This is a genomic window from Alexandriicola marinus (assembly GCF_004000435.1).
GTDB lineage: Bacteria > Pseudomonadota > Alphaproteobacteria > Rhodobacterales > Rhodobacteraceae > Alexandriicola > Alexandriicola marinus.
In genome coordinates this window covers 1-7008 of record NZ_RBVZ01000034.1, presented here as the reverse complement: position 1 = coordinate 7008, position 7008 = coordinate 1, and the positions used below count along the sequence as shown (strand labels likewise).

Sequence of the window (7008 nt, the reverse complement as noted above, 5' to 3'; positions counted from 1 at the left end):
GACACGCCAAGCTCCTGCCGAACATGGTCGATGCATTTCCGGCGGCGCGAAGGGCTCAGAAGTTTCCCTTTGCTGCTTCCGTCAGAATGAGCTTGTCCAGCGTGAGATCGGACACCGCTCGCCGCAGACGCTGGTTTTCTTTTTCCAGCTCTTTCAACCGCGCAAGCTGAGATCGCCCCATCCCGCCATATAGCTTACGCCATCGATAGAACGTCTGCTGCGTCACGCCGATCTGGCGAACCGCCTCGGCGATCGTCGCACCTTGCCCCTGCAGAACTTCAACCTGCCGAAGCTTCGAGACAATCTCTTCCGGCTTCTCTCGTTTCCCAGCCATCGCTGATCCTCCAATTTGAGGGATAATCTATCCCAGTTGGTGGACCACTTTCAGGGGGCTACTCCACTGAATGTTGTGGACCCGCAGAGATGGCTCGCCGATACGCTGGCCTGCATCCCCGACTACAAGTTCACCCGCGTAGATGATCTCCTGCCTTGGCATTGGTCGAATAAGGCGGCCTGACCAGACGCTTACGCTGGAACTACATCAAGGCTGACGGATATGTCTCAGGATAAAGTCGGGATGCAGTAACAACCGTGGTCAGGCGAAGCCGAGATCTCGGGCCATCATGGCGGCATGAGTTCGATTCTTCGCGTTCAGCTTCTTGCATATCGACCGCATATGCATTTTCACTGCAACTTCCGTTAGAATGAGTTGCTCTCCGATTTCCTTGTTCATGTATCCTTGTGCGGCAAGGCGTAATATCTTCATTTCGATCTCCGAAAGCTCACTGTCAGACTGTAATGCAATGCGCTCTCCTGTCGCTAGTTTAAGCTCCGACGGGAGATAGGTCTCTCCCGACAAAACCAAATGGATGGCACTCGCCAAGGACTTCAGTCGCATCGACTTCGGAATCAGGCCTCGGACACCAACCTTCATTGCCTCCTTGACAAAACGAGGGTCAACCTCGCCCGAAAAGAGCAAGAACATAGTATTAGGTGCCCGCTCAATTATTCGCTTGAAAGAATCCAAGCCGGTGACGCCAGGCATCCTAACGTCGACAAGAGCGATATCATAGGCTGGTCCGTCAATCAAAGCTTTGACTGCCTCTCCCATCGAGCTCACCGTGCAATACTCAAAATTTCCTGAAGCTTCGAGAGCGCGCCCAACCGCTTCAACGACCAATGCATGATCATCAGCGATAAGCACCCTGACCTTAGACAACTGCTCGTCTCGAGGGCTCCCTTCCCTATTCTCCTGTAACTTGTTCATTTCTTTGCCTTTTGTCGTTTGCCGGTGCCGCACTGACCTCTGAACAAGAAGTCCGTCATGAACCTCTTGATATTGAAGAGAACCAGAGATAGCGCATAGCGTCTTATGAACCAGTCTCTAGAAGATGGTTGATGCTCATGAGGGAGATTCATTACTCTTAAGTTTTTTGCGCCACTGAGCCGCGCCGGGTTTGCCGGAGACTGATTTGTTTAGGCTACGCGGCCGTATATGATGTTTCCAGAGCTGCGTGGGAGCTTGCCTCCGCCTCTGCCGGCGTTATGGTCATGACGGGTTCAAGCGCGCCGCGTTTGTTGAACCAGTCGACCCATTCGAGTGAGGCGTATTCCACGGCGTCGAAGCCGCGCCATGGCCCACGGTGATGAATGACCTCAGCCTTGAACAGCCCGTTGATCGTCTCCGCCTTCTCGGTCGCGATGCCGGTTCGCTCGCCGCGATCCACCTCGGCCTTCTTGACCCATTCGTGCAGCGTCCGGGGTGCGCAGCCGATCGTCGAGGAGGTCCACAGGAACGCCGACCAGCGGCTTTCATGCCGCCGTTGATTGTCCAGAACCAGGCGAACGGCACGCTCGCGCACTTCATGGACTGGCACACCCGCACGGTTCTGTCCTGGCGGATCTCGAACACGCTGGAGGCCGACTTCTGTGTCGAGGCGCTGAACGAGGCCATCCACAAGTTCGGCCCGCCTGAGATCATGAATACGGATCAGGGATCCCAGTTCACGACCTTCGCCTGGACGGACCCGCTCCGCCGCTCAGGCGTGCGAATATCGATGGATGGGAAAGGCCGGGACCTCGACAACATCTTCATCGAGAGGCTGTGGCGCACCCTGAAATACGAATGCGTCTACATGCACGCTTTGGGGACCGGAACAGAGGCGAAAGCCGGCGTCGGAAAGTGGATCGAGTTCTTCAACCGAGAACGTCTGAAAGCCGCTCTTGGTGGAGAACCCCCAGCGGTGGTCAATTGGCTGAGAAAAGACAAAACCCAAACCGATCAGCAGGAGCAGAGAGCAGCTTAGATCACGCCAGATACTGTCCAAGGATCGGGGAGTAGCTCACTGTACAACATGCGCCAGCGGATCGGCGGCCAACGTGTCGGTGAGTTGCGCCGCGGTTGCAACAAGGTCCCTGAGCGAGGACCAACCCCCGGTATTTTGAATGGCCTCTTCCAGTGGAGCTTTGTCTTCGTGCGCTTCGAGCAATGCCGATCCGAGGGACGAGAAGGCTTTCAGGGTGTCCTTCAGAGTCGATTTGGCTTCGGCTACGCAGGTGTCGTTTCGTGATTTGGCCTCACGCCACGTTTTGCCTACGATCCGGTCGTGAGTCTCGACCACTGCATCGGCAACCGCACTTCGCCATTCCAAAACGCATACTGCGAGAATTGCGAGGCGCCGATTACCCGAGATATCCCTCATGTCCCCGGCAAAGTAACGCTCGCCCTGACGGCGAAGGCCAGCAACGCGATGCGGGGGAATATCGGACAGCAGAGAATTGTCGAGTGCGATATCCTGCAGTGCATACAATCGGTCGAGCAGACGATTCATGTCGGCTGAGTTCCGCCCCATCTCAAACTGCCGCAACCAGACAAAACGCGTGACGCTGCCATCTGCACTCTCGGTCAGCAAGGCATCAAGGCACTTGCGCATTTCAGGTTCCAGCCGATTTACAATCCGCGCATCAATCCGTCGCTCTGCCGCGACAAGGGCGTCTGCGCAAAGGCGCTCAATCACGGTAATCCCGGGCAAGTTGGTTTGCGTCGAACGGCAGCGATCGACAAACCGCCGCGCCAGGTCTTCGTTCGACCGCGCTTTCTCAGCTTTCTTCTCCAGCCAAACCTTCAAGTCGCGCGATCCCCGTCCCGCGAACATCTTGTAAGCATAAAGCTCGCGCAGGATTGCCAGGTGTTCATGCCGGGTTTCTTCGCGGCTCGCATATTCGGCCAGATCCTCAGGCCTCAGTCCAAGCTAGGCCGCCAGAAAACGTGTGATTTCCAGCGGGATGACTTCACCTGGCGCGAGCAACCGACCTGGATATCGTAGCGCGCAAAGCTGTAGCGCGAAGCCGAAACGATTGTGAGGGCGCCGGCGCGACCGAATGATCTCCAGATCGTCATCAGCCAAGGTGTAGTGATGCAACAATAGAGCTTCGTCGGTTGGCAGGTCAAAAAGGGCCGCGCGTTGGCGACCAGTAAGGATTTTCCGACGGGGCATCATGTTACTTCCTTGGCAAGAGAGGTGTCCGGAAGGGGATCGATCAGCGGACGGTTGCGAGCGAGATCACACGGCCAACGATGTCTACCGTAAGACTGTCTCATATAACTGGTACGAATAGTTTTGCATAAGAGGCCCCGTATTCGTACACTCAGGCCATGACCGCGACCAAGATAGGCTACGCCCGCTGTTCCACCGATAAACAGGATCTGAAAGCGCAGCGTCAGGCCTTGATCGATCTTGGGGTTGCCGAAGACCTTATCTACAATGACCACGGATTGACCGGCACCAATCGTGCCCGCCCGGGTTTGGACGAGGCGCTTGCCGCCGTTCGCGATGGGGATACACTCGTTGTCCCCAAACTAGACCGCCTGGCCCGTTCCGTTCCCGATGCCAGAACCATTGCTGACCAGCTCGAAGCAAAAGGCGTGAAGCTCGCCTTGGGTGCTTTGGTCTATGATCCAGCCGACCCGATGGGAAAGATGTTCTTCAACATCCTGGCGACCTTCGCCGAATTCGAGTCGGATCTTATCAGAATGCGGACACGAGAAGGGATGGCTATAGCCCGCGCCAAAGGAAAACTCCGCGGTAAACAGCCAAAACTATCTGATAGACAACAGAAAGAACTCGCACGCATGCACGCGACAGGAGAATACTCCATCAGCGATCTCGCTGAACTCTTCTCAGTGTCGAGGCCAACCGTTTACAGGACGTTGCAACGGACAGAACGCCAAATTAGCTCTTAGCGTAGGATCCTGCCCTCTCCGGCATCAGACCCCTATACTAGGATACCGACGGCCACGATTACCTGCATCTGACCGTGATCAAGGGCCTAAGTCAGCAAGCTGCTCGGGAACGCCAGAGGTGTTCGCTACCTCAGCACCGAAGGACGTTGACACGCAGAGTTGTCACCTTAGTGTCAACGTTGTCAAATTATTGTGGACGATATCCATTGCCTGTTACAATGAAGGAAGTCGCGGCCCTGGCAGGCGTGTCGATCAAGACCGTCTCGCGGGTAGTCAACAACGAAGGAGTTGTTGCCGACGAGACGCGCCGCCTTGTGCAGGATGCTGTCGAACAACTGAAATTCCGCCCGAACCAGTTGGCGCGAGGCCTCGTCAAGCAACGGTCGGGATCCATCGGCTTGGTCGTCACGAACATGTCCAACATGTTCTATTCCGAGATGACTCAGGAAATCATGTTGGCCGCGCGGGCTCGGGGAAACCATGTTCTTGTCGCAAGCCATATGGGAAATCCCGTGGAACAAGCAGAGGTCGTGGCCTCGCTAATCTCGCAGGGAGTGGACGCGATATTGATTTACCCGGAGGTGGGCGGTGACGCAAAGCTGTTTGAAGTGGCTGAAGGGTTCGGTCCGTTTGTTCTGATGGATCACATTCTCCCGATTGCAGTGTCAAATGAGAACATTTTCCTATTGCAATCAGATATTTCCGATGGAATTGGCCAAGTGGTAAACTATCTGTGCGACCTCGGCCACGAGCAGATAGCAATTGAGGTCAGCGCCAATGTGCCGGAAGCGCGGCGCTGGCGCGAGCGGGGGTTCATCGCGGCCATGGCGGCACGCGGCCTCGCGACCCACCGTCGGATTGTTTCGGACGCGACAAACGGGCGCGAGACCGATTGCGGCGGTCGCGCGGTCGAAATCCTGCGCGAGACCTACCCCGAGGCGACCGCGCTGATCTGTTACAACGACATGCGCGCAATGGGGGCCGTTGCGGCGGCGCGCGCGACCGGTTTGCGAGTGCCAGAAGACCTTGCGATCGTCGGGTTCGACAACCTGGCCATCGGCGAGTTGATTGACCCTCCACTTACAACGGTTTCAATCGACAAGGCCAAAACGGCTGCAGCCGCTGTCGAGCTGGCCCTGTCCGGCGCAAGGGCCGGGCGAGGGACGGTGCAAGACCCTTGGATCGTTCCTGTGCAGTTGGTCAAACGAAACTCGGCCTGACTCCAGGATTTGGATTGTATTTTGTACGAATCGCTTTATGACAACGTTGTCAAAACCAAACATTCTTCGGGAGGAGAGGAAGATGAACCGATTTGAACGGGATCGATGGACACCTACTATCCGGGCTGCGCTGCTGGGATCAATCGCCGTAGTCGGCATGGGTTCCGGCGCTCTTGCGCAGGGGATCGTCTACGATACGGACGTCGTGAACAACGGTGAAGCAATTACGCTTGAATACTGGACGCCTTATGGCTGGGCGTTCCAACAAGACTGGGTCGACGCGTACACGGCGCGGCACCCCAACGTCACCATCAACATTCAGAACCAGCCTTGGGGCGACTACTGGAACAAACTTCCCGTCGCGCTTCGCAATGACGACGGGCCCGACATCATAGGAATGCACATCGGCTGGGCCGCCGGCCTTGCCAATCTTCTCGAGCCCTGGCCGATCGACCCAGAGGCTCTGGCGACCGACTATGCCCTCGCCGGGTCGAACATGATTGACGGAGATGTGCTGTTTATGAACATGTCCGTCGTCCACGGCGGGGTCTTCTACAACAAGGCGCACTGGGCCGAGGCGGGCCTGACCGAGAACGACATACCCTCGACCTGGGAAGAGCTTAGAACTGTAGCCGAGCGACTGACCCAGCGCAATGCAGACGGTCAGATGACTCGCGCAGGGTTCTGCTACCAAGGTGTGTTTCGTGATCTGATTACTGATCTTAACTACCAGTCTGCGGCCTGGAACTTCTCAGAAGATGGCGTCAGCGCTGCGATGAACACGCTGGCCGCGCAGGAAAACCTGGCCTTCATGGCTGATCTCTACGGAGACGGAGGCGTATGCTCCCCATTGATCGCCGACACGAACTGGGACGGCATGGCTCAGGGCAGGATCTCAATGGGTTATGCCTATAACTGGGTCGGGGGCTGGTTGAATGGCAACTCGGAAGTCGATTGGGGATGGTTCCTGACCCCGGCCGCACCAGATGCGCCGGCGCTGGGACGCAACAACGTCGAGAACAGCTTCGCCGTCAGTGCCGCCAGCCCCGACGACGAGAAGGCCGTCGCGCTGGACTTCGTTAAGTTCGTCATCGCGTCGGAGGACCTAGTGCTCCAGCACGTGTTGGAGACCGGTGGCGTACCGACCCGGCGAAGCCTGCTTGATGATCCCAAGGTTCAGGAGAACCCGGTCGTTGCGGCGGCCATTGCCGCAGATACACTGTCTCGCACGGTCTATCCCGGGCCAATTCCCGTGGCGTGGGAGGCTGGCTACGACTACGTCCGCGATATCCTGGCCGAGGGTGGCGACATCGACTTCGCTTCGGTGCTTGCCGAAGGCGAGGCGATTGCCAACCGGAGACTGGCTGGCAGCGGCTTTGTCTCTATCGAGCGGGATTATCCAGGCGCAGGTGCCTTCGGAGAATGACAATGCGGCGCGTGACTGGGATTGATAGCCCGTCAAATGCGCCGGGAGAACCTACGGCCCCGGCTCTGTTGAGCCGCGGCCGACCCCATGCCGCGTGGAGCCGGCTCGCATCGCGGCGG

5 protein-coding genes and 4 pseudogenes are annotated in these 7008 nt (G+C 57.3%); 5 read left to right on the top strand and 4 right to left on the bottom strand.

Translation table 11 applies throughout. The features are described 5' to 3' along the window. Window positions 1–334, bottom strand: a pseudogene (locus EP376_RS22265) (transposase); the annotation flags it as partial. Between the two features lie 39 nt (window positions 335–373). On the opposite strand from EP376_RS22265, the gene EP376_RS23110 reads away from it, so the two are divergent. Next, window positions 374–517, top strand: a complete 144-nt coding sequence (locus EP376_RS23110) for a transposase domain-containing protein (RefSeq protein ID WP_420837142.1) — start codon at window positions 374–376, stop codon at window positions 515–517. 78 nt (window positions 518–595) lie between these two features. Here the strand turns inward: EP376_RS23110 and EP376_RS22255 are convergent, their stop codons facing one another. Beyond that, window positions 596–1267, bottom strand: coding sequence for a response regulator transcription factor (locus EP376_RS22255; protein ID WP_127657679.1), 672 nt, complete (start codon window positions 1265–1267; stop codon window positions 596–598). Between the two features lie 214 nt (window positions 1268–1481). After that, window positions 1482–1688: pseudogene (locus tag EP376_RS22250) on the bottom strand (IS3 family transposase); the annotation flags it as partial. A gap of 165 nt (window positions 1689–1853) precedes the next feature. On the opposite strand from EP376_RS22250, the pseudogene EP376_RS22245 reads away from it, so the two are divergent. Further along, a pseudogene (locus EP376_RS22245) lies at window positions 1854–2240 on the top strand (transposase); the annotation flags it as partial. 108 nt (window positions 2241–2348) lie between these two features. Here the strand turns inward: EP376_RS22245 and EP376_RS22240 are convergent. Next, window positions 2349–3497 (bottom strand): annotated as a pseudogene (locus tag EP376_RS22240) (DUF4158 domain-containing protein); the annotation flags it as partial. Window positions 3498–3655: 158 nt separating this feature from the next. On the opposite strand from EP376_RS22240, the gene EP376_RS22235 reads away from it, so the two are divergent. The 3 genes from EP376_RS22235 (at window position 3656) to EP376_RS22225 (ending at window position 6889) form a co-directional block, all read left to right on the top strand. Beyond that, the gene (locus EP376_RS22235) at window positions 3656–4243 is read left to right on the top strand and encodes a recombinase family protein (RefSeq protein ID WP_127657677.1); all 588 of its coding nucleotides are present in this window, start codon (window positions 3656–3658) and stop codon (window positions 4241–4243) included. Window positions 4244–4461: 218 nt separating this feature from the next. After that, entirely contained in the window at window positions 4462–5463 is a 1002-nt protein-coding gene (locus EP376_RS22230; protein ID WP_127657676.1) for a LacI family DNA-binding transcriptional regulator, read from the top strand. An 82-nt stretch (window positions 5464–5545) separates the two neighbouring features. Next, complete coding sequence (locus EP376_RS22225) at window positions 5546–6889, top strand: extracellular solute-binding protein (protein ID WP_164745047.1); 1344 nt, start codon at window positions 5546–5548, stop codon at window positions 6887–6889. Window positions 6890–7008 lie beyond the last annotated feature (119 nt).